This window comes from Solidesulfovibrio alcoholivorans DSM 5433, assembly GCF_000702665.1.
GTDB classification, from domain to species: Bacteria; Desulfobacterota; Desulfovibrionia; order Desulfovibrionales; family Desulfovibrionaceae; genus Solidesulfovibrio; species Solidesulfovibrio alcoholivorans.
Genome location: NZ_JNJA01000002.1, coordinates 535423 through 559671, shown reverse-complemented (window position 1 = coordinate 559671; position 24249 = coordinate 535423). Strand labels below are relative to the sequence as shown.

General features: G+C 66.9%; 23 protein-coding genes and 1 tRNA gene. 11 read left to right on the top strand and 13 right to left on the bottom strand.

Translation table 11 applies throughout. The features are described 5' to 3' along the window. Positions 1-66: 66 nt before the first annotated feature. The 4 genes from mtnA (at position 67) to der (ending at position 4212) form a co-directional block, all read left to right on the top strand. Positions 67-1110: an S-methyl-5-thioribose-1-phosphate isomerase gene (gene mtnA, locus Q368_RS0105770; RefSeq protein ID WP_029458039.1), complete on the top strand. Its 1044-nt coding sequence runs from the start codon at positions 67-69 to the stop codon at positions 1108-1110. Positions 1111-1134: 24 nt separating this feature from the next. Beyond that, on the top strand, positions 1135-1926 hold the full coding sequence (locus Q368_RS0105765) for a sulfide-dependent adenosine diphosphate thiazole synthase (RefSeq protein ID WP_029458037.1): 792 nt from the start codon (positions 1135-1137) through the stop codon (positions 1924-1926). Between the two features lie 94 nt (positions 1927-2020). Beyond that, positions 2021-2674: a CatB-related O-acetyltransferase gene (locus Q368_RS0105760; protein WP_029458035.1), complete on the top strand. Its 654-nt coding sequence runs from the start codon at positions 2021-2023 to the stop codon at positions 2672-2674. Between the two features lie 197 nt (positions 2675-2871). Next, positions 2872-4212, top strand: coding sequence for a ribosome biogenesis GTPase Der (gene der / locus Q368_RS0105755; protein ID WP_029458033.1), 1341 nt, complete (start codon positions 2872-2874; stop codon positions 4210-4212). Positions 4213-4389: 177 nt separating this feature from the next. Here the strand turns inward: der and Q368_RS0105750 are convergent, their stop codons facing one another. Next, complete coding sequence (locus tag Q368_RS0105750; RefSeq protein ID WP_029458032.1) at positions 4390-6156, bottom strand: ARMT1-like domain-containing protein; 1767 nt, start codon at positions 6154-6156, stop codon at positions 4390-4392. Beyond that, on the bottom strand, positions 6153-7016 hold the full coding sequence (locus Q368_RS0105745) for an NAD(+)/NADH kinase (RefSeq protein ID WP_029458031.1): 864 nt from the start codon (positions 7014-7016) through the stop codon (positions 6153-6155). Before Q368_RS0105745 ends, Q368_RS0105750 begins: the two co-directional genes overlap by 4 nt. Before the next feature lie 187 nt (positions 7017-7203). Between Q368_RS0105745 and Q368_RS0105740 the strand changes: the two genes are divergently transcribed. Both Q368_RS0105740 and flgM read left to right on the top strand, forming a co-directional pair. Then, positions 7204-7623 carry a DVU0524 family FlgM-associated protein gene (locus Q368_RS0105740; protein ID WP_029458026.1) on the top strand — a complete coding sequence of 140 codons (420 nt, stop codon included), beginning with the start codon at positions 7204-7206 and terminating at the stop codon, positions 7621-7623. Positions 7624-7682: 59 nt separating this feature from the next. After that, positions 7683-8003, top strand: a complete 321-nt coding sequence (gene flgM, locus Q368_RS0105735; RefSeq protein ID WP_029458025.1) for a flagellar biosynthesis anti-sigma factor FlgM — start codon at positions 7683-7685, stop codon at positions 8001-8003. Between the two features lie 174 nt (positions 8004-8177). Here flgM and fliW read toward each other — a convergent pair whose 3' ends face one another. From fliW to flgF, 11 genes are all read right to left on the bottom strand, one after another. Next, entirely contained in the window at positions 8178-8630 is a 453-nt protein-coding gene (gene fliW / locus Q368_RS0105730) for a flagellar assembly protein FliW (protein WP_029458023.1), read from the bottom strand. Then, entirely contained in the window at positions 8606-8845 is a 240-nt protein-coding gene (csrA, locus tag Q368_RS0105725; RefSeq protein ID WP_029458022.1) for a carbon storage regulator CsrA, read from the bottom strand. The genes fliW and csrA overlap by 25 nt, the downstream gene beginning before the upstream one ends. A 119-nt stretch (positions 8846-8964) precedes the next feature. After that, positions 8965-10524, bottom strand: coding sequence for a flagellar hook-associated protein FlgL (gene flgL / locus Q368_RS0105720; protein WP_029458021.1), 1560 nt, complete (start codon positions 10522-10524; stop codon positions 8965-8967). 17 nt (positions 10525-10541) lie between these two features. Further along, entirely contained in the window at positions 10542-12686 is a 2145-nt protein-coding gene (gene flgK / locus Q368_RS0105715; protein WP_029458020.1) for a flagellar hook-associated protein FlgK, read from the bottom strand. After that, positions 12686-13162: a flagellar export chaperone FlgN gene (flgN, locus tag Q368_RS0105710; protein ID WP_029458019.1), complete on the bottom strand. Its 477-nt coding sequence runs from the start codon at positions 13160-13162 to the stop codon at positions 12686-12688. Before flgN ends, flgK begins: the two co-directional genes overlap by 1 nt. Before the next feature lie 33 nt (positions 13163-13195). Next, positions 13196-14215, bottom strand: coding sequence for a peptidoglycan DD-metalloendopeptidase family protein (locus tag Q368_RS0105705; protein WP_029458017.1), 1020 nt, complete (start codon positions 14213-14215; stop codon positions 13196-13198). Between the two features lie 2 nt (positions 14216-14217). Next, a complete protein-coding gene (locus Q368_RS0105700) occupies positions 14218-15342 on the bottom strand; it encodes a flagellar basal body P-ring protein FlgI (RefSeq protein WP_029458015.1) in 1125 nt (374 codons plus the stop codon). Positions 15343-15366: 24 nt separating this feature from the next. After that, on the bottom strand, positions 15367-16083 hold the full coding sequence (locus tag Q368_RS0105695) for a flagellar basal body L-ring protein FlgH (RefSeq protein ID WP_211249767.1): 717 nt from the start codon (positions 16081-16083) through the stop codon (positions 15367-15369). A gap of 66 nt (positions 16084-16149) precedes the next feature. Beyond that, positions 16150-17127 carry a flagellar basal body P-ring formation chaperone FlgA gene (gene flgA / locus Q368_RS0105690; RefSeq protein WP_029458012.1) on the bottom strand — a complete coding sequence of 326 codons (978 nt, stop codon included), beginning with the start codon at positions 17125-17127 and terminating at the stop codon, positions 16150-16152. 18 nt (positions 17128-17145) lie between these two features. Beyond that, on the bottom strand, positions 17146-17928 hold the full coding sequence (gene flgG / locus Q368_RS0105685; protein WP_029458010.1) for a flagellar basal-body rod protein FlgG: 783 nt from the start codon (positions 17926-17928) through the stop codon (positions 17146-17148). Positions 17929-17985: 57 nt separating this feature from the next. Then, on the bottom strand, positions 17986-18771 hold the full coding sequence (gene flgF, locus Q368_RS0105680; protein WP_029458008.1) for a flagellar basal-body rod protein FlgF: 786 nt from the start codon (positions 18769-18771) through the stop codon (positions 17986-17988). Positions 18772-18925: 154 nt separating this feature from the next. Here flgF and Q368_RS0105675 point away from each other — a divergent pair. From Q368_RS0105675 to infB, 5 genes are all read left to right on the top strand, one after another. Beyond that, positions 18926-19001, top strand: a tRNA-Gly gene (locus Q368_RS0105675). Positions 19002-19070: 69 nt separating this feature from the next. Further along, entirely contained in the window at positions 19071-19649 is a 579-nt protein-coding gene (locus Q368_RS0105670; RefSeq protein ID WP_425423674.1) for a ribosome maturation factor RimP, read from the top strand. After that, on the top strand, positions 19646-21076 hold the full coding sequence (gene nusA, locus Q368_RS0105665; protein ID WP_029458005.1) for a transcription termination factor NusA: 1431 nt from the start codon (positions 19646-19648) through the stop codon (positions 21074-21076). The genes Q368_RS0105670 and nusA overlap by 4 nt, the downstream gene beginning before the upstream one ends. Further along, positions 21076-21321 carry a YlxR family protein gene (locus Q368_RS24405; RefSeq protein ID WP_084158691.1) on the top strand — a complete coding sequence of 82 codons (246 nt, stop codon included), beginning with the start codon at positions 21076-21078 and terminating at the stop codon, positions 21319-21321. Before nusA ends, Q368_RS24405 begins: the two co-directional genes overlap by 1 nt. Then, complete coding sequence (gene infB / locus Q368_RS0105660; protein ID WP_029458004.1) at positions 21314-24217, top strand: translation initiation factor IF-2; 2904 nt, start codon at positions 21314-21316, stop codon at positions 24215-24217. The genes Q368_RS24405 and infB overlap by 8 nt, the downstream gene beginning before the upstream one ends. Positions 24218-24249 lie beyond the last annotated feature (32 nt).

Here is a 24249-nt window from a genome sequence, read left to right as displayed (position 1 = left end):
AATCGTCCCCCCGCCCCCGGCCGGGGGCATCGCAACCCCGCACCACATGCTGACGGAAACACGATCATGACCGACCACATCGCCTTTTGCGCCGAACGGCAGGCCTTGCTGCTCCTGGACCAGCGTTTTCTGCCCGACCGCGAGGAGTCCTTCGTCTGCCGCAATACCGCCGACACCATCTACGCCTTGCAGACCATGGTGGTGCGCGGCGCGCCGGCCATCGGCGTCACGGCCGCCTACGGCTGCTACCTGGCCGCCCGCGAGGCCGGCGAGGCCGGCGACGGCTGGAAGGAGCGCCTGCAATCGCTGCTGCGCGATCTCGAGGAGGCCCGCCCCACGGCCGTCAACCTGCGCTGGGCGGTGTCACGCATGCGCCAGTCATGGAACGCGCTCGGCGACGCGACCCGCGAGGCCCTGCTTTCGACCTGGCTCGGCGAGGCCCAGCACATGCACGCCGAGGACATCGAGATCAACAAGCGCATGGGCAAAAACGGCGCGGCGCTCATTGCCGACGGCGACACCGTCATGACCCACTGCAACGCCGGGGCCCTGGCCACGGCCGGCTACGGCACGGCGCTCGGCGTCATCCGCGCCGCCTTCGAGCAGGGCAAGCGCATCCAGGTCATCGCCAACGAGACGCGGCCCTTCCTCCAGGGCGCGCGCCTGACCGCCTACGAGCTGGCCAAGGAAGGCATCCCGGTCACGGTCGCCTGCGACAACGCCGTCGGGCACCTCATGAAAAAGGGCATGGTGCAAAAGGTCGTGGTCGGCGCGGACCGCATCGCGGCCAACGGCGACGCCGCCAACAAGATCGGCACCTACACCGTGGCCCTGGCCGCCAAGGCCCACGGCGTGCCCTTCTACGTGGCCGCCCCGGCCTCGACCTTCGACCTGACCCTGCCAAGCGGCGACCTCATCCCCATCGAGGACCGCACTCCGCGCGAAGTGACCCATGTGGGCGAGCACCGCATCACCCCGGAAAACGTCCCGGTCTACAACTTCGCCTTCGACGTCACCCCGGCCGAGCTCATCGCCGGCATCATCACCGAAAAGGGCGTGCTCACCGCGCCCTACACGGACTCCATCCGCGCCGCCATCGGCGGCAAATAAACGCCTAAGCCTCAAGGACGCACCATGCCTCTGGACGAACGCACCATCACCGAAGCCATCGTCGACGAGTATTTCGCCAAGTTCAAATCGAGCCTCGACCTCGACGTCGCCATTGTCGGCGGCGGGCCTTCGGGCCTGACCGCCGCGCGCCTGCTCGCCAAGGACGGGTTCAACGTCGCGCTTTTCGAGCGCAAGCTGTCGCTTGGCGGCGGCATGTGGGGTGGCGGCATGACCTACAACGTCATCGTGGTGCAGGAGGAAAGCGCCCACCTGCTCACCGACGTCGGCGTGCCCGTCAAGCGCTACAAGGAAAACTACTTCACCGCCGATGCCGTGGCCGCCACCACCACGCTCGCCTCCGCCGCCTGCCTGGCCGGAGCCAAGGTGTTCAACTGCATGAGCGTCGAGGACGTGGTGCTGCGCGAAGTTGGCGGCGGCAAACGCATCACCGGCATCGTCATCAATTCCTCGCCGGTGGAGATCGCCGGCCTGCACGTGGACCCGGTGGTGCTCGGCTGCAAGTACCTCGTCGAGGCCACGGGCCATGCCGTGGAAGTGCTGCACACGCTGGTGCGCAAAAACGACGTCAAGCTGCTCACGCCCTCCGGCGGCATCGAGGGCGAGCAGTCCATGTGGGCCGAAGTGGCCGAGACCAATACCGTGAAGAACACCCGGGAGATCTTCCCCGGACTCTATGTCGCCGGCATGGCCGCCAACGCGAGCTTCGGCTCCTACCGCATGGGGCCGATCTTCGGCGGCATGCTGCTCTCGGGAGAGAAGGTCGCGGCGGACATCGCCGCGAAGCTGCGCGGGTAATTTCGGGGGAAAACGCCTCCGGCGGCCAGGAGGGGACGAGGTCCCCTCCTGGACCACCCCATTCCGATTGAAAACGTCCGGCAAGGAGTATGGCATGCCCGTCGCGCGTTATCCGGACCCGGACGTCCTCCACCCGATCACGGGCTACGACAAGCTCGTATTTTTAAAAAACTGCATCACGCGGCCCAATATCAGCGTGGGCGCATTCACCTATTTCGACGTCACGGGCACGCCCGATGCGCGGGCCGAGGACTTCGAGACCCACAACGTCCTGTACCACTTCGATTTCATCGGCGACAAACTCCTGATCGGCTCCTTTTGCGCCCTGGGCAGCGGCGTGCGCTTCCTCATGAACGGCGCCAACCACGAACTCGCTCCGGTATCCACCTACCCCTTCGGCATCTTCAGCGACGGCTGGGAGGCCGCCCCGCCGCTGTGCCAGAGCCGCGGCGACACCGTGGTCGGCAACGACGCCTGGATCGGATTCGGCGCGACGATCATGCCCGGCCGCACCATCGGCCACGGCGCCATCGTCGGCTCCGGCAGCCTTGTCGCCAAGGACGTGCCGCCCTACGCCATCGTCGGCGGCAATCCCGCGCGCGTCATCCGCCAGCGCTTTCCCGACGCCGTGGTCGAGCGCCTGCTGGCCGTCGCCTGGTGGGACTGGCCCTACGCCAAGATCGCCCGTCATCTCCCCCTGATCGCCGGCGCGGACGTGGACGCCCTGGAGCGTGCCGCCGGGGAGTGACGCCCCGCCTCCCACGCCCGGCCCCTCGCCTGCGCGCCGCGGATTGCGGGCAAAGGGTCCGGTCGATTGACCCGGAACGCGACTTTTCGTATTTGCGGTTGACATGGCGGGAAAGTCGTGGTCAAGCCTCTGGCTCCCGTTTGCACACGGGATGACCGCCTCGCCTTTTCCCTAGCCCCCAAGGAGACCGATACCCCATGCCCCCTATCGTGGCCATCGTCGGACGCCCCAACGTCGGCAAGTCCACCCTGTTCAACCGCCTGGCCAGACGGCGCAAGGCCATCACCCACGACCGTCCGGGCGTCACCCGTGACCGGCTGGAGGCCTCGGCCTCCCTGGACGGTCGGGCCGTGACCCTGGTCGATACCGGCGGCATGGACTTCGACGTGCCCGAGGGGCTCGACCGCATGATCGTCGTCCAGGCCGAGGCCGCGCTCACCATGGCCGACGTGGTGCTGTTCCTCGTGGACGGCCGGGCCGGTCGCACGACCCTCGACGACGAGGTGGCCGAACGGCTGCGCCGCGTGGGCAAGCCGGTGGTCGTGGCCGTCAACAAGGTGGACGGCGAGGAGCGCGTGAGCGCCGCCCTGAGTGATTTCCACGCCTGGGGCCTGCCCCTGCTCCCTGTTTCCGCCGCCCACGGCCACGGCATGAACGACTTGGTCGATGCTCTTCTCAAGGCCCTGCCCGAAGAGGCGGAAGCGACGGATGCGGCGGAAACGCGGGGCGAACCGGTACAGGCCGGCCTGCGTCTGGCCGTGCTCGGCCGCCCCAACGCCGGCAAGTCGTCGCTGGTCAACGCCCTGCTCGGCGAGGAGCGCGTCATCGTCAGCGAAGTGGCCGGCACCACCCGCGACGCCGTGGACGCGGTGGTGGTGAAAAACGGCCGACGCTACGTGTTCGTGGACACGGCGGGCGTGCGCAAGCGCACCCGCATCACCGACGACCTGGAGCGCGACAGCGTGGGCAAGGCGCTCTCGAGCGCCAAGCGCGCCGACGTGGCCGTGGTGGTCATCGACGCCACGGGCGGGGTCGGCGTCCAGGACAAGCGCCTCATTTCCTATCTGGACAAGGAACGCACGCCGTTTGTCATCGTGGTCAACAAGATCGATCTGATTGCGCAAAAGGACATGGTGGAGCTGCGCAAGGACATTGCGGAGGAGCTGCGCATGTGTTCCCACGTGCCGGTGCTCTACATCGCCGCGGCCAAGGGCAAGGGCGTGGGCAAGGTGCTGCCCATGGCCGAGGCCGTCTGGGCGGAATGCAAGATCCGCGTGGGCACGGGCGCGCTCAACCGGGCCATGCGCGAGGTGCTGGACAAGCACCAGCCGCCCCTGGTCAACGGCCGCCGCGCCAAGTTCTACTACCTGACCCAGGCCTCCGATCCGCCGCCGACGTTCGTCTTTTTCGTCAGCGACACGGCCCGCGTGCGCGACTCCTACGCGAAGTACCTGGAAAACGCCCTGCGCAAACTCTTCGGCATCACCATGGCCCCGGTCAAGGTCGTCTGCCGCGACAGCCACAAGCCCAAGGAATAGAAGCCCTTCGGAGAAGAGGGGACGGGGGGGACGCCTCCGGCGGCCAGGAGTGGCTCAGGCCCCTCCTGGACCTCCCAAGAGAAATGCGCCATCCCGCGGCCGCAATCGTGCGCCGCGCCGTGCGTCCTTGCGACGCGTCTTCGACAGGAATTCCTCTCTCCAGAAAGGGCGGAGGCGCTAGCGGCAGTCGATGCCGGCGTCGCAGAACTTGCCCACGCCGTATTCGCGGCGGCGAAAGAACTTTTCCGGGTCCGGGCCGATGATCTGCATTTCCGGCTGGCGCGCCTGCATGGAGAGCGCGATGTGCATCTCCTTGGTGCAGCCCGTGGAAAAGGTCGCGTCCTTGCCCGCCCACACCGGCGGCACGCCGCGCCCGAGCAGGCCGAAGCTCTTTTCGATGTCGTAGTGCGACTGGAACCGCCAGACGTCGATCAATCCGCTGCGCTGCACCTTCTCCCACATGAACATCAGGTCGTCGGCGTCCATGCCTTCCTCGAAATGCTCGGCGGGATTGATGATGCAGGTGCCCGGCAGTTTTTCGCGCAAATGGGCCACGAAGACCGTGACCAGCTCGATGGCCGTTTTCGTCTGGCCGGGGATGGAGCCGATGACGGCGCTGTAGAACATCACCGCTTTGCCTGCGGCCTTGGCCGCGCGCATGGCGGCGATGATCTCCTCGGCCTTGGCCGTGATGTCGGCCTCGGTAAACGAGCGCGCCGACGGCGCCCGGGGCTTGAAATCCAGGCGCAGCCCCCCTGGTCCCTCGGCGTAGAAGCAGGCCACGTCCCGGGTGAACAGGTGGCTCGTCTGGATCAGCCGGCGGTGGTTGAGCCGCCCCCTGGCCAGGATCAGGTCGGCCTCCTTCCAGGCCCGGGCGAAGGTCACGGACACCCGGTAGAGGTTGAGGCGCTCGCGCGTGCCGTCGGAAATGACGGTCAGCGGATTTTCGCGCATGATCCGCAGCAATTCGTTCTTGGTCACGCGGGAATCGGTCAGGAAATGGGCTCCGGCCAGGGCCGCGTCCAGGATCGGGTCGCCGTCCGGGTCCCAGGCCGTGGGCGCTTCGTAATAGAATCCGTCCTTGAGGGCCACGAGCACCCGGTGGCCCAGGCGCAGCAGGGTGCGCACGGCCAGCAGGTCGAAAAGGACGCCGCCCGCCGTATCGGGCAGGAAAAGGATCTTGAGCCCGCCCCCGCCGCGGCGCGGGTCGAGCAGGGTCTCGAGACGCGCGAAATCGGCCGGAAAGGCGTTCATGGCCGCATCCAGGGCCTCGCGCCCGGGCAGCGCGCCGGAGCCGTCCCAGATGCCGGGCATGGAGCCCAGAAGCAGCAGGCGGCGCAACTCGAGCATGTCCAGCGCGAAGCGCAGTTCGGGAATGGCCCGGCAGCCGGGAAGGTCGGCCGGGCAGGCGTAGAGCATGGAGCGGAAGGCTTCGCTCTGGATGAAGGCGAAAGCCCGGCGGTTGCTCGCCTGCTTGCGCTCGCGGTACGGGTCGTCGAGCCCGGACTGGGTGAGGAAAATCGTGCACAGCCGCTTGGCCAGGCGCGACGGGATGAGCGTGGGCCGCGTCATGGCCTGGCGGTACTTGAGTTCGCACAGGCTGCGGATCTTCACCGCCGTGTAGGCGTCGGGCACGTAGGCGTCGATGAGCCGGCCGATGCGGGCCAAGCGGGCGTCGTACTCGGCCACGACCAGGGGGTCGGCCCGTTCGCTGACGAGGTGGGAGAACATCTCGTCCGAGCACGGCACGTAGATTTCCTCGGGCGCAAGCGAAACCATGAAGCGCAGCTGCTCGGGGGAGGCGTTTTTCTCCGGGGCGATGAAGTGATCGAGGTTGTTCTCGGTCATGAAGTGCAATAGCCACGCATCGCGCACAGGGTCGCCGCCGTAGCGCGGGGCCTGACCCGGAGTCAGGGAGATCGGGGCGACGCGGACGTCCCTCATGGCCTGTTGATGAACCCCTTGAGACGCAGGCGTCCGAAATAACTGTCCCCCGGGCGCATGGCCAGACGCAGGCAGCGCTCGGACTTGCGCACCACGACCACGTCGTTGTCGTCGAGAGGGAAAAGCTCCTGCCCGTCGCAGGTCAGGTACATGTTGGTCTCGGGCGCGGAGAGCGACAGACGCACCGGGGATTCGGCCGGCACGACCACCGGCTTGAAATCGCTTAGGAACGGGCAGATGGGCACCACGCAAAGCACGTCGAGCCCGGGGTAGATGAGCGGCCCCCCGGCCGAGACGCAGTAGGCCGTGGAGCCCGTGGGCGTGGAAATGACCACGCCGTCGGCGCGCAGCGTGCAGACGTCCACGTCGCCGAGGGTGACGTCGAAGGCGGCGAGCCGGGCCATGGCTCCGCGACTGATGACCGCGTCGTTGAGCGCGGTGGTTGCATAGACGGTCTCGTGGCCCCGGATGACGGTCACCTCGACCATGATGCGCCGGGCTTCCTCGAAGCCGTTTTGCAGGATGTCGCCGAGGACTTGCGCCCAGTCGTCGAGCCCGGCCGAGGTCATGAACCCGACACGGCCGAGGTTGATGCCGAGAAACGGCACACCGTCCGCCGCGCCCTGGCGGGCGGCCGAGAGCATGGTGCCGTCGCCGCCGAGGATCAGCGCCAGCTGGGGCGGGGTGGTGAGCACGGCCCCGGGGGGATGGGCCACGGTCGGGGCCTCGGGAGAATTCTCCCGCACCAGCGCGACCACGCCGCGCGCAGCCAGCCATTCGGCCACGGTCCAGGCCATGCCCCTGGCTTTTTCGTGGTCCGCCTTGTGGATGACGAGTACGGTTCGTATAACGCCTTGCATGCCCGGTTTCCGTTTTTCGGGTTTATCCCCTTCCGGTCCGGGGAGGAAGGGCCTTATACGGCAAAGGCACGGACGACACAAGAAAGTCGCCGGGCCGCCCCGACGACGGGCATGGATTTTTTTCGCCAATGCCTCTAAAGGTGGAACCTTCGTGTCCGATAAGCACCGTGAGAAGGAGATATACGCCTTGACCGCGATCCCCTACCAGGTCCGCGCCATGCTGCGCACCTACGGACGGCAGGTGACCACGGCCAGGCGACTGGCCCGCTACCGCCGGTCCCTGGCGGCCGTCGGGGCCGAGGACGAGGTCAGGATTTCCCGGGAGGCCAAGCGCCGGGAACTCGTGGGCCGGGTGGCGGCCGAGATCGTCGAAAACTGCATCGTGACCGGATCGGACACGCCGGTGGTCGAGGACATCAAGGCGGACCTGGAAGAGGAACTGGGGTTCCCCCTCGTGTTCGCCTACCCTCCGGAAGAGCAGGAGATGCAGATTTTCCGTACGGACGGCCCGGACGGCCCGCAGGAGATCACGGGAGAGTTCAAGACGGCGGTTTTCAGGCGCCTGTGGGAGCTGGCCCTGGAGAAAGTCGACGAAACCATGCTCTAAATTTCGGTCCCCCCGCTGCCGATACGTCATGCAAGGGAGCAATGCGGGAGGGGGTAGCCATGGACATCAAGACGGTATTCGGAATCAATCAGGGCTACGGCCAAAGCCGGGTCAAGCGCGGCGGCGCAGGCGACGCATCTTCGGTTTCACGCACGGATGGCGGAGAATCTTCCTCCGGCGCTTCCGGGGCGGACAAGGTCACGCTCTCCGGCGACGCCAAGCTCGTTTCCCTGGCCGCGACCACGGCCAAGGACGCCCCGGACACGCGCTCCGACCGGGTGGCCGTACTCAAGGCGCAGGTCGAGGCCGGGACCTACCAGCCCGACTCGCACAAGATCGCCGAGAAAATGCTCACCATGGACTCGGAGTTGTTCGGCTAGGCCGCCGGTTGCGGCAAGGACGGCAGGATACGCAGATACGGCCCGCACGCGGACACGCGCGCCGAAGCGGGCGATGGGGAAATAGCGACATGGGCGTGCATCCGCCCCGCGCGTTGCGGACAGGGCGACGCGTTTCCAAGGCGCCTTCCCCCCGAAAGGGGCGGAAGGCGCTTTCTATTTGCGGCCGGTCATGCCCGGCGTATAGTGGGCCGGGTAACGGGAGTCGGTCTGGGGGATCTGCAGCCCGACGCGAGCGACGTTGTTGATGACGATGGGCCCGCTCAGGTTGAGGGTGGTGCGCTCGGGCATGCCCTGCGGGATGGTCACGGTGACGAGGACCAGCGCCTGCTCCCGCGTTTCGATGTCGAGCAGCCGGCGGTCGGCCTCACCGATGACCACTTCGTAGTCGGTCATGAAGGAATAGGGATCGGCGACGAGCAGTCCGAGCTTGGGGTCGTCGAGGCTTTGCAGCACGAGGAACGGGGACTCCTCGCGCAACTGGATGAGCGTGAACTCCCGGTGCCCCATGAACCCGATCAGGCCGCGGGGAAACGTCAGCACGCGCTCCTCGGGCAGGGTCATGGTCCCGAGCCGCGTTTCCACTATTCGTTCGTCTTTTTTGGCCATAACTTCGCCGCCGCCAGGACATCGGATTCCATGGCGCAAAGCGCCTGCCGGTTCTGCTCGAGCACCCGGAGGTACACCTCTTCGCGATACACCTGCATGTCGTCCGGCACTTCAAGGCCGATCTTGATCTGCTTGCCCTGGACGCCCAGGACCGTGATCTTGATGTGATCGCCGAGGTGCAGGCTCTCGCCAGGCCGTCGGGTCAAAATGAGCATGGACGCCCGCGCCCCCACTTTCGGTTGCAGGCTTGAAAACCTTCGTTTTCGCGCCTTGTTATGCCGTCGTGTACGCGGCAGCCCCGCCCCTTGTCAACGGGGGAAGCGCCGCGGGGCGGCTAAATGTAGCTGACCAGGGACAGGTTCATGACCATGCTCGAGGACTTGAGCACGGCCTGATAGGCCAGTTCCTGCTCCGAGAGCTTGGTGATCAGCTCCGTCAGGTCCGCGTCTTCCACGTTGCTGAGAGTCGTCGTGGCGTTTTCCGACAGGGTCGTGACCATGGTCTCGGTGGAATCCACCCGGTTTTCCTTGGCCCCCACCGACGCCGCCGCCACGAGCACCTGGTTTTGCGACGTGGTCAGGTCGTCGAGGCATTCCTGGATACCGCTTTGGTTGTTGGTTTCCAGGTAGCCCACCAGCTTGCCCACGGTTTCGAGCAGGTTGCCGGAATCGCTGCCGTCGAAGGTGGCGGCGGTATAATACTTGGTCGAGGCGTTGGAAGCGGTGGTCTCGTACATGCCTCCGAAGATGTCCTTGCCCACGCCGTTGACCACCACGGAATCCGTGGGGGAAATGGCGATGGAAATGTCGGCCGTGCTCGGCTGGATGAAGAACTGGTCCCCGGTGACCGGCGACCCCGCGGTCTCGTCAATGGTCATGATGCCGCCCGGCACGGACAACGTGGGGTGGCCGTCGGCGTCCGTGCCGGAGGTGTTCCCGTCCACCCAGGTGCCGCCGCCGTCGGTGCTGTAGGAATAGGTGTACACGCCGCCGGTATCGTCGGTGAGCTTCACCTGGACGTTGCCGGTGAAGGTCCCCGCCGCCGAGGCGGTGGCGCCGGAAGTGCCGGTATAGGTCACGGCGACGTCGTCGTTGGTGTTGCCCTGGTAGTAGGCGGCGGGCCGGATCCACAGCCAGGTGCCGTCGGCGTCGTCGGTGTCCGTGCTGACGGTGACGCTGTTGAGCGCGGCGTGGGAGAGCGTCATGGACACCCCGCCCATCTCCAGGGTTTCGGTGTCGGTCGAGGGCGAGGGCGAGGCGTAGGAACCGGTCTGCCAGGTCGAGCCGCCGTCCGTGGTGTAGCGGAAGGCCGGCTGGTCGGGCGAAGCCGTGTCCGTGAACTGGACCAGGACGGTGGAATCGGTGTCCCCGGCGATGGTGTAGCCCGGGGCCGTCTGATCCTTGAGGGCCGCATCGAAGGCCGTGTCGTTGCTCGTGAGGCCAAGGCCCATGGTGTAGGCCTCGGTGTCGGTCTTTTGGCCGGCGAAGAGGGACTGTTCCCCGTAGGTGGTGTTGGCCATGGAAACGAGCTGCTCGTAATACTGGCGCACGGCCGAAGCGATTTCCCCGCGGTTTTCCTCGGTGACGGTGCCCGTGGCGGCCTGCTCGGCGTAGCTCTTGATCGTGGTGACCAGCGTACTGGCCGAGGAGAGCGTGCTGTCGGCCTGGGTGAGCCAGCCTTGCGCCGCGTCGATGTTGCGGCTGTACTGGGTGAGCTGGCTCAGGTCGATGCGGGTGTTGAGCACCTGCACCGCACCGTTGGGGTCGTCGGAGGGCGCGTTGATGCGCTTTTGGGTGGAGGCCTGGTTGTTGGTCTCCATGAGCTTGGCCAGGGAGGCGTTGTTTTGCTTGATGACCGAACCGTAAAGGCTTTGCTGGGTGACGCGCATGACCATGGGAACCTCCGGCGGGGCTAGTTTTTCATCCCCAGGACCGTTTCGAACATGGAGTTGGCCGTGCTGATGAGCTTGGCCGCCGCCTGGTAGGAGTGCTGGAACTTGATGAGGTTGGTCAGTTCCTCGTCAAGGCTGACGCCGGAAACGGACAGCTTCTGCGCCTTGGTCTGGTCGGCCAGGGAGGATTGGTACGTGGACTGGTAGGAGGCGGCCGAGGTGTCCGCGCCCACCCGGCCGACCAGGGCGTCGTAGTAGCCGCCGAGGGTCTGGGATGTCGCGGCCTGCCCGGTCACCGAAAAATCGATGGCCTTGTCCTCCAGGGCCGTGATGGCCGTGGCCGTGGAGTTGTCGCCCGAGGCGGCCAGTCCGTCCGTACCGACATGCCCGGCGCAGACCCGGTTGACGTCGTTGGTCACGACGCTGTTTATGGCCACGTCCGAGGCGTTGGAGCCCGTGAAAAGCGTGTTGACGCCGAGGGCGGCCAGCACGCCGGTGGTGTCGTCGCCGAACTGGAAGGTGCAGCCGTTTTGTCCCGAGATGGAGAGCTGGTTGTTGACGACGGCGGCCTGAAGATAGTCCGGGGAAAAAACGTCGTTGATGGCGTCGGCCAACCCCTGAAGCGAGCCCGCGATGGCGCCCGAGGACGAGAAATTCGTGTCGTCCGTCGGATCGAAGGCGATGGACCGGGCCAGGGAGACGCCGCCAGCGTCGGTGGCCAAATCCCCATTGGCGTCATAGGCGTACAGCATGAGCGCCCCGGATTGCAGCCGGTCGAAATAGGGCAGCCCCGAAGCATTGCTGGCCAGGGCGACGGTATCGGTGTCGGCCACCGAATAGGTGCCCTGGACCGTGGAAAAGTTGGTCAGTCCCGCGCCCTGGGAATGCTCCCGGTTGACCTCCCAGACCAGGGAGTTGACCATGGCGTCCAGGGAGTCCTGGTATTCGCCGAGCTGCCCGTCACGCAGCAAAAAGGCCCCGCCCAACGCACCGCCGGTGATGCGGCGGGTGTTTTCCGTGCCGTCGGCGTACTGCTGGGGCGTGACGTTTTCCGGCGTGCCGGCCGTGGTGTACCAGTACAAGGCCTTCTTGGGGACCAGGGTGAACGAGTCGCCGGTATTGAGGTCGCTGGGGAACGTCGTCGCATCCGTCGTCGTGCCGAACCAGATGTCCAGGTCCCCTACCCGCACCTTGCCGTCCTCGTCGTTAGCCGAAAAGATGGCCGTGTTGCCGTCCGTGTCGGTAAGCCAGGTCTTGCCGCCGTCCAGGGATGCCTTGAAGGTCGGCGTGCCCGAGGCCGTTCCATCGACCACCTCGATGGTGTACTCTTTCGAATCCGAACCATCGTAATAGCATTGGGCATCGGAGGTCGCAGCAATGGATGCGTCGCTGAGCGTGCGCACCGTCTTGCCCTGTTCGAAGGCGAAATTGAAGGACACCGTGCCGTCCACGATGGTCTGGCCGGACTTGGTGTAGACGGTGTAGTCGCCCTTGCCGTTGTCCACGACGTTGACGTCCACCAGGGAAGCCATGGCCTCGACCTTGGCGTCGCGCTGGTCGTAGAGGCTGTTGGGGTTGCTCACCCCGTCGATCTGGTACTGGTTGATCTGGCGGTTGAGGTCGGCGACGTCCTGGGCCAGCTGGTTGAGCGTGTCCACGTCATCGCTTATGGCCGTGTTGAGCTGCGTCTCCTGCTGCGACAGGGAATCGGCCATGGAGCGGTAGACGCTGAGCAGCGTCTGCGAGTCCTCGAGCATGGTCTGGCGCGTGGCGGCGGCGTCGGGATCGGTGGTCAGGTCGCCCCAGTCGTCGAAGAAGTTGGACAGCGCGGCGTTGGCCCCGTCCGTGTTGGATTCGTTGAACAGGTTCTGGATGGAGGTCAGGCCGTTGTACATGGCCGTCCAGCGGTCGCGCACGGAAATCTGGGAGACGTACTGGGATTCGGTCAGGGCGTCGTAGGAACGCACCACTTCCTGGGCCACCACGCCGGAGCCGAGCTGGCCGGGCTGGGTGGTGATGTACGCCCCGTCGCGCAACACCACGGACTGCTTGCTGTAGCCCTCGGTGTCGACGTTGGCGATGTTGTTGCCCGTGACCTGAAGGGCCGCCTGGGACGCGGAAAGGGCCGAGCGGCCGATGGAGAGGATGGAGCTTAAGCTCGACATCACAATCTCCCGCTCAGGATGCTCGGTCCGCCATGGGCGGAGGCCATGCGGCCCCTGGCGCCGTAGACGCCCTTTTTGGGCACGAGCAGCGCCCGCAGGCTGTCCAGGCCGCTCTTGGCCACATCGTAGAGCCCGAGCGCCATGGTGTAGTTGCGGTTGGCCTGCCTCGCCCCCTGCTGCTCGGCGGCGTCGATGGCCGCGTGCAGTTCGCCTGCCCGGGCCGCGTCCGCGGCGGGAAAGCGCCCGACCACGTCCACGAGACGCTTGGCGGCGGGGTCAAGGGCCGCATACAGGGCATGCAGGCTGCGGCGTTCCCCGCCGAGCTGGCGCAACAGTTCCTGGATGGAAAATTCGAGGGAGGCCACGGCCCCGGGGTCGCGCGCGGCGAGCTGGGCAAATTCTTCCTCGAGCAGATCGCGCAACAAGATGACGGCCCGCAACTGGCGCTCCAGGTTGGCAAGGATTCCCTTGATCATGGCCGTCCTCCGTTTCCCAAAAAACACCGCATGTTACGTCGTTCCTTCCAACAATCCCGAAGCGGCCAGCATGGCCTTGGGGTCCACCGTCTCGCCGTCGCGGCGCAGCTCGAAGTGCAGATGCGGCCCGGTGGAACGTCCCGTACTGCCGACCTCTGCAATTTTCTCGCCGGCCGTAACCGCGTCGCCGGCCTTGACCGAAGCGGACCGCAGGTGGCCGTACACGCTCTTCCAGCCGCCGGCATGGGTGACTTCCACCACGTTGCCGTAGCCGCCCTTGGTTCCGGCGTAGGTCACGGTGCCGTCCCAGCAGGCGGCGACCGGGTCGCCGGCCGGCGCGGCGATGTCGAGGCCGGCGTGCCAGGCGCGGCTGCCGTTGATGGGGTCACTGCGCCAGCCGTATTCCGAGCTGACCTCGCCCACGGCCGGCGCGGCCAGGGGCACGGCGGCCTGGGCGCTCGCGCCTTCGACGTCCACCGCGGAACCGGCGGCCGGCGTGTGGGACGGCGCGAGCGCCGGCACGCCCGGCCGGGCCAGGGCCGCGGCCATGGCGGGCGAAAAATGGTCCGCCTGGACGCCCCGGCGCGCGGCCGGAGCCCCGCTGCCGCTTTGGGGAATACGGTCCGCGCCGGGGCCGAAGGAGCCGCCGTGGGCGGCGACGGGCCGGTTGGCCGGCAGGATGTCGCCCGCCTCGGCCTTGCCCGCACCCTTGGCCGCGATCTGCCCCTTGAGCTGGCGGTACATCATGTCGGCCAGGCCGATGCCGCCGTCGGCCGCCATCTTGTCCGACATGGCCTTGTCGAACATCGAATAGTACTGCTCCTCGTACTGCCCGTGCAGCAGGCCGTCCTTGGGCACGGTGGCGCGCATCTGGGAGAAGAGCTTGGAGATGAAGACGGACTCGAACCCCTGGCAGGCTTCCCGCAGTTTGGCTTCCTTGGTCTTGCCGCCGGAAAGGGTCTTTTTGAGGGCGTCGATACGCAGCTTCTGCGCAACGTCCCCCTGCAGGCCCGCCGTGGCGGCGAGGTCGCCCATGCCCGCGGGAAGCGCCATGGCTAGTTGACCTCCAGGTCGGCCGAGAGCGCGCCCGAGGCTTCCAGGGTGCGCAGGACGCTTATGAGGTCGCGTGGCGTCGCGCCCAGGGCGTTGAGGCCCTCGACCAGTTCCTGCAACGTCGCGCCTTCGATCATCTTGAGCTTGCGGTTCTCCTCGTTGACCCCGATGTTGGTCTGCGGCGTGACCACGGTCTGGCCGCCCGAGAACGGCAGCGGCTGGGACACGTCGGCCGATTCCTGCACCTGGATCTGGAGGTTGCCGTGGGTGACCGCCACGGGCGAAATCTGCACGTTCTGGCCGAGCACGACCGTGCCGGTCTTTTCGTCCACCACCACGCGCGCGCGGTGGTCCGGGGTCACCTCGATGTTTTCGATGGAGGCGAGCAGCGGCACGAGGTTGCCCTGGTTTTCCGGCGGCACGGCCAGGCGGATGGTGCCGGCGTCCACGGCCGAGGCCATGGCCGCGCCCATGGTTTCGTTGACGCGCTTGGCCACCTTGCTGGCCGTGGTGAAATCGGGGTTGCGCAGGGAAAGCGTGATGTCGGACTGCTCGTTGAAGGAAAACGCCACGGCCCGTTCCACGTTGGCCCCGCCGGGGAGCATGCCCACGGTGGTGATGTTTTTCGACACCGACGCGCCCGCGCCCTGGGCCGAGACGCCGCCGACCAGCACCGAGCCCTGGGCGATGGCGTAGATGTTGCCGTCGACGCCCTTCATGGGTGTCACGAGCAACACGCCGCCAAGCAGGCTCGTGGAGTCGCCGATGCTCGACACCGTGACGTCGATCCGGCTGCCGGGCTTGGCCGAGACCGGCATCTGCGCCGTGACCATGACCGCGGCCACGTTCTTCGGCTTAAGCGTCGCCTTGTCCACGCGCACGCCCATCTTGTCCAGCATGTTGTAGATGGACTGGACCGTGAAGTCCGAGCCCCGCTGGTCGCCCGTGCCCGAAAGGCCGACGACGAGGCCGTAGCCCACGAGCTGGTTCTTGCGCATGCCCGAGACGCTGGCGATGTCCTTGATGCGCGCGCCGTGGGCCGGCAGCGCCAGCAGAGCCGCCAGCGCGAACCCGGTCGCCAGCGCGGCCGCCGCGCGCAGTGCTTTCCTAGCCTGGATGGGGTGCATGTCCCTACGCTCCCGTGACTCGCGTTAGAACGGCCAGACGTTGTCGAGCAGCCGCGTGAGCCAGCCGCTCTTCTGGCGGTCGGCCAGGTCGCCTTCGCCGTAGTATTCGATCTGGCAGTCGGCCAGCATGGTCGAGGGCACGGTGTTGCTCGGGCTCACGTCGATGGGCCGCACGAGGCCCTTGACCACGATGATCTGGTTTTCGTTGTTGACCCTGGTCTGGCGCGCGCCCTCCACCTGCATGACGCCGCCCGGCAGGATGTTGACGATGCGGCAGCCGATGGAGGCCGTGACCGCGGATTCCCGCTTGGTCTCGCCCTTGCTCTGGAACTTCTGCGAGGTGGTGTTGCCGACCATGGGGTCGTTGCCCACGAGCCCCTTCATGCCGAAGTTCGGGCCGCCGAGCTGACCGGGCAGGTTGCCGGCGAACTCCTTGTTGCCGAAATAGCTGGACACCCCGAGCTGGTTGCTGGCGGTGCGGTCGTTTTTGGTCTCGGCCTTGAGGTCGGACTTGGAGGTGTCGACGATGTTGACCGTCACGATGTCGCCGATGCGCCGCGCCCGGGTGTCGTCGAACAGGAACGTGGGCTGGTTCTGGCTGAAGACCGAGCCGGGGTTTTCCGCCGGCGGCGGGGCCTTGGCCACGCTGGGGGTGACCTGCGGCATGGGGTTGGCCTGCTTGGACGCCGGCGCGCAGGCGGCCAGGGCGGCCAGGGCCGCGATCAGGGGATAGATGCGCATGCTTTTCATGGGAGACTCCGTCTCATCGCGCCCGGTTCGGGCATCCCTGCCCGGCGCGGCTGTTCGCTACTGCACCACGACCGTATTCTTGTCCCGCACGACCGCCGTCAGTTCACGGTTGCCCCGGGGGTTCTTCACCGTGATCTTGCCGCCGGGCGCGCCGTCGGAAAGCGCCTCGCCAAGCAGCGTCAGCTTCACGGACCGGCCCTCGTACACCACCTTGACCTGGTCGCCGCGCAGCACCAGCGGCATGGGCTCCATCTCGTCGGCCATGATCACCTGGCCCGCGCCCACGCCCCGTCTGGCCCGCCACTTGCCGTCGCCCGGGTCGAACACCCGACCCTTGATATTAGCCATATTGCGGCGTTCCCAAATGTAGTGCGTCTGTTCCACGGCGGCTCCGTCCCTGGGCAAAATGGGTTTGATCGCCACGGGCACGCGGGCGAAGCATTCGACCGCGGCTTCCGCCGGGACCTGTTGCAATATCCTTGCCTGGGGACCGTTCACCACGAAACGGAAGGTCGTCCTGCCGGCCGTGACCTCCGGGACGTCCACGGTCACGCCCGTGGCCCGGTCGTCGAGGAACAGGGAGTCAGGCACGGTCACATTGACGAGCCGGGCCTCGCCGCCAAGGGCCGCGACCTTGGGCGTCAATTGTTCGACGGCCAGGGCGCGCAGTTCCTCGTGGCTCATGACCCTGCCGCCGCGCGCGAGCGTCAACTGATTGGGCAGCGCGAATTCCACGGGCGCGTCGCGCAGGTAGTAGCGCAGCCCTTCGAGAACCTTGGCCGCCGGGATCACGCTCTTTTTCCCCACGGATTCCGGGGCGTACCACAGGCGCGTCGCGCCGAGCGCCGCCCAGGCGTCGGGCGGGAACTCGCCTTGCGGTTCGGCGATTTCGGACAGGAGCACCCGCTCGCCCGCGGCGCACGCGGCCTCCTTGACCGAAAGCCGCCACAGCGCCGCCCGCGCGGGCAGGGCCAGCGCCAGGGCGAACAGGCAGAGGCCCGCCGCCGTCGTCCATCGCGACATGCGCATGTTCATGACGCCCTCCCGTTAAACCTACCGCTTCACGTTGACGGCCGTCTGCAGCATGCCGTCCGCCGTGGTGATAGCCTTGGAGTTGGCCTCGTAGGCACGCTGCCCCACGATGAGCCCGACCATTTCGTCGACGAGTTCGACGTTGGACATTTCCAGGAAGCCCTGGGCCAGGGTGCCGGCGTTCTGGTTGCCGGGGACGAGCTCCGTGGCCGCGCCCGAGGCCTGGCTCGTGGAATAGAGGTTGCGGCCTTCGGCCGTGAGCCCGGCCGGGTTGATGAAGGTGTAGACGGGGATGTCGGTGGAAGCCAATTCGGCGCTGTCCTGGTCGAGGCAGGAGAGATGGCCGTTTTCCGTGATGGTGATGGTCTTCGTGTCCGTGGGCACGGAAAAGGTCGGCTGGAGCGGATAGCCGCTGGAATTGACGATGGTGCCATCCTGGTTGAGCTTGAACGACCCGGCCCGGGTGTAGAGCTCGCGTCCGTTGACGTCGAGCTTGAAAAAGCCCTGGCCCTGGATGGCGATGTCGAGCTGGTTGCCGGTGTTTTGCAGGTCGCCCTGGGTGAAGAACTTGTGCACCGTCGTCGGCTTGACGCCAAGGCCCACCTGGAGCCCCGTGGGCAGGCGGTTGCCGCCGGCGGTTTCCGTGCCGGCCACCTGCAGGGTCTGGTACATGAGGTCCTCGAACTCGGCCCGGCTCTTCTTGAAGCCCACGGTGTTCACGTTGGCCAGGTTGTTGGACATGGTGTCTATCTGCATCTGCATGGCCACCATGCCGGTGGTGGCCGTCCAAAGGGATCGCATCATGGCGCGTTTCCTCCCGTTTTCCCGTTATTGCGCTTCGTCCGTCATGCGCGGACGGCTTTAGGTCTTGTCCGTGCCCATGCGGATGGCCTTGGTGTCCAGTTCGTTCGAATTGGTCATGACTTTCTGGTAGGCCTCGAAGGTCCGCTGGGTTTCGATCATGTTGACCATCTCCTCCACCACCTCGACATTGGGCTTTTCGAGGTAGCCCTGCGCCACTTCGGTCTGACCGGCCGTGGCCGGGCCTTCCTGGGCCGTGGCCCCGGACTGGGCCGTGTAGAGGTTGGAGCCGTATTTCTGGAGGACGTCGGGGTTTTGCACCGTGACCACGTCGAGCTGGCCCACCTGGGCGTCGTCCACGTAGATGGCCCCCGTGCCGTCGATGGTCACGGCCCGGCCCTCCGGGACCTGGATGGGGCCGCCGTTGCCGAGCACCGGCATGTCCTGGTCCGTGACGAGCATGCCGTCGGCGTTGCGGTGAAAGGCCCCGTTCCTGGTGTAATAGGTGCCGCCGGGCCCGCCGACCTTGAAAAAACCCTCGCCCTGGATGGCCACGTCCAGGGGGTTGCCCGTCAGTTGCAGCGCGCCCTGGCTGAAGTCGATGCGCTGCTCGGCCAGGCGGGGCTTGGCGATGAGGTCGGCCCGGGGCAGGAGCTCTTTTTCCCGGAGGTTGCCGCGCGGATCGATATGGTAGTCGTGGGCGTAGCGCAGGAAGGTGTCCTCGAAGGAGACGCGGTCGCGCTTGTAGCCCGTGGTGTTGACATTCGCCAAATTATTGGCGCTGAGATTGAGGCGCATTTCCGTGGACAGGGCCCCAAAAAGCGCGCTGTACATGCTCATTTCCATAGGACGCGGTCCTCCTGGCCGGAGCCTTTGCAACTCGCGGGCCAGGGCGGAGTCCCGCGCGCCGCCCCTCGCCGCGCCGGGCCGCCTCTTTTTTTACGCCGACGGGCGCGGCCGCTTGACAAATACGGGGAGGATGATATTTCCTCCCATTCGAGCGGGCGTAGCTCAGCTGGTAGAGTACAAGCTTCCCAAGCTTGGTGTCGCGAGTTCGATCCTCGTCGCCCGCTCCAAACCTGAGTCTCCCAACCGAACGGTTGTCGTGACGAGGTGGGCCTGACGATCGGTCCACTTTTTTTTTGCTGACAAAGGACGCCATGCAGCGAACAAACGCCGTGCCGGATAAAATCCGGGAGCTGATCTCCCCCTACCTCGCCACCATGGGCCTCGCCCTGTGGGGAATCGAGCTCGGTGCGTCGGGACACCGCCAGCTTGTGCGCCTTTACATCGACCTCGCCCCGGAGACGCCGCGCACGCCGCAGCGCAAGGGTGTGACCATCGACGAATGCGCCAAGGTCAGCCGCCACCTGGGCGCGCTGCTCGAAATGGAAGACATGATCCCCGGCGCCTACGTGCTGGAAGTCTCCTCGCCCGGGCTCGACCGCCGTTTTTTCACCGCCGCGCAGCTTGCGGACTACTGCGGCCGGGGGATCGAATTCCGGCTTATGGCCCCGCGCGAGGGGCGCAAGCGCTTCAAGGGCGTCCTCGACGCCGTGGACGGCTCCCGCCTGACCGCGACCGTCGATCCCGGCCCCAAGGCTTTTTCCCTGACGTTCGACTTCGACGAGGCGGAACGCATCCGCCTTATCCATGCCTTTGACGCCATTGCCGCAGAAGGGGCCGACGACCCGTCGTCCGGGACCCCGGAGGAAACGCCATGACGGAACTGAAGAAAGCCATCGACCAGATCAGCAAGGACCGCGGCATCGACCGCGACCTGCTGGTCGACACCCTGGAGGAAGCCGTCCGTTCCTCGGTGATCCGCAAGTACGGCGAGAACCTCGACGTCGAAGTCAGCTATAACGACGAGCAGGGGGAAATCGAGGTCTACCAGTTCAAGGTCGTGGTGGAGGACGACGACGTGGCCGATCCTGCGGCGGAAATCTGCCTGTCCGACGCCCGCGCCATCGACCCCAACGTCGTGCTCGACGACGAGATGGGCTTCAAGCTCACCGTGGAAAATCTCGGGCGCATCGCCGCCCAGTCCGCCAAGCAGGTGATCATCCAGCGCATGCGCGACGCCGAACAGGAGATCATCTACGAGGAATACAAGGACCGCAAGGGCGAGATCATTTCCGGCATCATCCAGCGCCGCGACCGCACAGGCTGGATCATCAACCTCGGCCGCACCGAGGCGCTCCTGCCCAAGGAAGAACAGATCCCCCGCGAACGCTACAAGCGCGGCGACCGCGTGCAGGCCTACATCATCGAGGTCCTGCCTTCCGGCCGCGGCCCGCAGATCATCGTCTCGCGTACCCACGGCGACTACATGAAGGCGCTCTTCGCCCGCGAGGTGCCCGAGGTTTCCGACGGCACGGTCAAGATCGTGGCCGTGGCCCGCGACCCCGGTTCGCGCGCCAAGGTCGCCGTGATCAGCAAGGACCGCGACGTCGATCCCGTGGGCGCGTGCGTGGGCATCCGCGGCTCGCGCATCCAGAACATCGTGCAGGAGCTGCGCGGCGAGCGCATCGACATCGTGGTCTGGAATCCCGAGATCGCTTCCTACGCCGCCAACGCCCTGTCCCCGGCCCGCGTCACCCGCATTTCCGTGGACGAGGACGAAAAAGCCCTGGAAGTGGTGGTCTCCGACGACCAGCTCAACCTGGCCATCGGCCGCAAGGGCCAGAACGTCAAGCTCGCGGCCAAGCTCCTCGGCTGGAAGATCGACATCTTCACCGAATCCCGCTTCCGCGAGGCCAACGCCTCCAAGAAATTCCTGGAGCAGCTGGCCAGCGTCGCCGAAATTCCCGTGGACAACATCCTGGATGCGGGCTTCGAGACCATGGAGCAGCTGGCCGGCGCGCCCGACGACGCCATCGACGCCATCGCCGGCATGACGCCGTCCAAGCGCGACGACCTGCGTGCGGCGCTCAAACTCATGGGCGCCACCGCCGCGGCCGCCGCAGTCGGGGACGACGCCGACGCAGACGCCGACGCAGACGCAAGCGCAGACGCCGACGCGGACACAGACGAAACCGCCCAGAGCGAAGCCGTCGACGCCGAGGCGGCCGGCGAAGCCACGGGCGAAGCGACGCAAGACGCCGGCGAACCCGGCGAATCCGGCGAACCGGAGACGGACAAGGCCTGATGCAGCGAACCGACTCGGGACAGCGCCCCGCCTCGCCCACGCGCATGTGCGTGGTATGCCGGGGCCGGTTTCCCAAAAGCAGCCTGCGCCGGCACGTGCTCGCCGAAGGCGCGGGTTTGGTGCCCGATCCCAGGGCCGTATTGCCCGGACGGGGGCACTATCTCTGCGCCAACCCCGAATGCGCCGAGAAATTTTCGAAATACTCCGTGCGGCCCAGGCGCCGGAGGGGGGGTCAAGGTGAATAAAATCAGAATCAAGGACATTGCCAAGGATCTGGGCATCGGCCAGAAGGAGTTGCTGCACGTCCTGCGGGAACTCGGCATCCAGGTCAAAAGCCAGATGGGCACCCTCTCCGACGAGGAAGCGGCGCAGGTTCGCGCTCGCGTACGCGAAAGCCAGACCGGCCGCACGCAGATCATCGACACCGAAGTCCAGCCCGGCGTCATCGTCCGTCGGCGCAAGGCCGCACCGACGCCTCCGGCCGCGGCCGCTTCCCCCGAAGCCGCGCCCGAGCCGACGCCGACGCCCGAGCCCATGGAGGCTTCCGCCATCGTGGAGGAGCCCGAGGACGAGGTGGACGAGGCCCTCAAGGGCGAAGCCTTCCCCGAATTCGAGGAAAAGCAGGAGGAGCCTGCCCCGGCCAAGCCCGAGCCGGCCCGGCCCGTCATCCTGGAGACCGCCCGGGTGATCCGCCCGGCCGTGCAGGAGGAGACGCCCGAGCCAGAGCCCGAGGCTCCGGTCACGCCCGAGGCGAGCGGAGCGCCGGCCGCGCAGGAAACCGTCGCGGAGCCCGAAGCGCCGGCCGCGACTGCGGAAGCGCCCGAAGCTCCGGCCGCTCCCGTCGCGACGGCGGCGACGCCTGCGGAGACGCCCCCTGCCCCGGCCGCTCCCGAGACGCCCGCCCCCGCCGGGGAAGGCGCCGACGAGAACCGTCGCGCCAAGCCCCGCCGCCCCGAACCGGCCGCGCCCAAGGTGCGCATCATTTCCATGCCCGATCCGAAAAAGGAACCGGCCACGCCGCCGCGTCGGCCGGCTGCCGATGCCGCGCGCCCCGGCGCTCCCCGTCCCGGCGGCCCCCGTCCCGGCGGGCCACGCCCCGGCGGACCCGGAGCTCCGGGCGGCACGGGCCGGCCCGTGCCCGGCATGCCCCTGCCCGGCGACGACAGCGCGAAAAAGCGCAAGAAGGACCGTCGCGTGGTGGAGTTCTCGCCGCAGACCGACGAGGAGCGCCGCAAGAGCGCCAGCGCGGGCAAGGGCGGCAAAAAGAAGATCGGCGAGGTCCAGGACCGCACCGGCGGCCGCATGGGCGGCAAGTTCAAGCGCAAAAAGTCGCGCGAGGACTTCCTGCCGACCAAGATCGACGCCAGCGCCCAGCCCATGAAGGTGGCCAAACGCAAGATCCGCATGGAGGAAACCATCCGGGTCTCGGATCTGGCCAAGCAGATGGGCGCCAAGGCGCAGGATCTCATCAAGGTCCTGCTCGGACTCGGGGCCCTGGTCACCATCAACCAGTCCCTGGACGTGGAGACCGCGACGCTGGCCGCCTCGGAATTCGGCTTCGAGGTCGAGAAGTTCGGCTTCTCCGAAGACGATTACCTGATCGCCGAGGAGGCCGACAAGCCCGAGGACCTCAAGCCCAGGCCCCCTGTCGTCACCATCATGGGCCACGTCGACCACGGCAAGACGTCGCTGCTCGACGCCATCCGCGCCTCCAACGTGGTCTCCGGCGAGGCCGGCGGCATCACCCAGCACATCGGCGCGTACCACGTGACCACCGGCCGGGGCGACATCGTCTTCCTGGACACTCCCGGCCACGAAGCCTTCACCGCCATGCGCGCCCGCGGCGCCCAGGTCACGGACATCGTCGTCCTGGTCGTGGCCGCGGACGACGGCGTCATGGACCAGACCCGCGAGGCCGTGAACCACTCACGCGCCGCCGGCGTGCCCATCGTGGTCGCGGTCAACAAGATCGACAAGCCCGACGCCAACCCGGACCGCGTCAAGCGCGAACTCGGCGAACTGGGCCTCGTGCCCGAAGACTGGGGCGGCGAGACCATCTTCGCCAACGTCTCGGCCAAGCAGAAGCTCGGACTCGACGAACTGCTCGAAATGATCCTGCTCCAGGCGGAAGTCCTGCAGCTCTCGGCCAATCCGAGCAAGCGCGCCCGGGGCCATATCGTCGAAGCCCGCCTGGACAAGGGCCGGGGCCCGGTGGCCTCGGTGCTCATCCAGGAAGGCACGCTGCACCAGGGCGACGCCTTTGTCTGCGGCGTCTTCTCCGGCCGTGTGCGCGCCCTGTTCGACGACCAGGGACGCAAGATCAAAGAGGCCGGACCGGCCATCCCGGTCGAGGTGCAGGGCTTCGAAGGCGTGCCCGAGGCCGGCGACGAATTCGTCGGGGTCGAGGACGACAAGGTCGCCCGCCGCATCGCCGACGGCCGCGCCACCAAGCAGCGCGAACGCGAACTCGGCAAGGCCTCCAAGGTCACCCTCGAAACCTTCCTCGCCAGCAGGCCCGAAGCCGAGGCGCAGACCCTCAACCTCGTGCTCAAGGCCGACGTGCAGGGTTCGCTCGAAGCCATTGCCGACGCGCTCAACAAGCTGTCCACGGAAAAGGTCAAGGTCAACATCATCCACACCGGCGCAGGGGCGATCACCGAGTCCGACATCCTGCTCGCCTCGGCCTCCGACGCCATCATCATCGGCTTCAATGTGCGCCCGACCATCAAGGTCAAGGAGATGGCCGAACGCGAAAGCGTGGACATCCGCTTCTACGACATTATCTACAAGCTCGTGGGCGAGATCAAGGACGCCATGTCCGGCATGCTCGCCCCGGTCATCCGCGAGCAGTATCTGGGCCAGGCCGAGGTGCGCGACACCTTCAGCGTGCCCAAGGTGGGCACGGTGGCCGGCTGCGGCGTCCTGGACGGCAAGCTCACCCGCAACGCCGGCGTGCGCCTGCTGCGAGACGGCGTGGTGGTCTACACCGGCAAGCTCGCCTCGCTGCGGCGCTTCAAGGACGACGTCAAGGAAGTGACCAAGGGCTACGAATGCGGTGTGGGCCTGGAGAACTTCAACGACATCAAGGTCGGCGACGTGATCGAGGCCTTCGAGTCCGTGGAAGAAAAGGCCACGCTGTAACGAGCCGCCGGGCCGGAGGCGCGCGCTCCGGC